The sequence below is a fragment of the Methylobacterium sp. J-088 genome, from assembly GCF_022829295.1.
Taxonomy (GTDB): domain Bacteria; phylum Pseudomonadota; class Alphaproteobacteria; order Rhizobiales; family Beijerinckiaceae; genus Methylobacterium.
Genome location: NZ_JAKSYH010000112.1, coordinates 1 through 751, shown reverse-complemented (window position 1 = coordinate 751; position 751 = coordinate 1). Strand labels below are relative to the sequence as shown.

The following is a 751-nucleotide window of genomic DNA, read 5'->3' as shown; positions in this document are numbered from 1 at the left end:
CCGTCCCGCCCCCCCGGCCCGGCTACTCAGCCGGCCAGTCCCGCCGCTTGTCAGAAGATGCTTCAGCGCCCGCGCCACTTCCGCGGCCGGCGCCGATGAACCGGGGTATAGATCCACCAATCCGCGCCGTCAACAGCCGTGTTGGCCTGGAGGGCGATTCTCTTGGCCTCTGGCGACTCCGGGAGTTTGACCCCCCATTCGCAGGCCCCGGCCTATCCCCCCTCAGGCCTCGAGGCGGAGCTTCATGCCGGCATAGGCCGGACCGATGCCGCCCCGCCGTCCCGCCCCCCCGGCCCGGCTACTCAGCCGGCCAGTCCCGCCGATTGTCAGAAGATGCTTCAGCGCCCGGGCCACTTCCGCGGCCGGCGCCGATGAACCGGGGTATAGATCCACCAATCCGGGCCGTCAACAGCCTTGTTGGCCGGGAGGGCGATTTTCTTGGACTCTGGCGACGACGGGTGTGTGACGCCCGATTCGCAGGCCCCGGCCTATCCCCCGTCAGGCGTCGAGGCTGAGGGTCATGCCGTCATAGGCGGGAACGATGCCGTCCGGCAGGCGCGCCGCCAGGGCCGCGTAATCGAGATCGGTGTGCAGGTTGGTCAGCACCGCCCGCCGCGGTTTGACCTGGGCGATCAGCGCCAGGGCGTCCGAGACGGAGAAGTGGGTCGGGTGTGGCGTGTCCCGCAGGGCATCGATGACCAGCAGCTCGAGCCCGTGGAGCCGGGCGAGGCTCCCCTCCGGGATCAGGCTC

Annotated in this window: 1 pseudogene; it reads right to left on the bottom strand. The window is 70.2% G+C overall.

Annotated elements, in window-relative coordinates:
* Nucleotides 1–498: 498 nt before the first annotated feature.
* A pseudogene (locus MKK63_RS11935) lies at nt 499–751 on the bottom strand (MBL fold metallo-hydrolase); the annotation flags it as partial.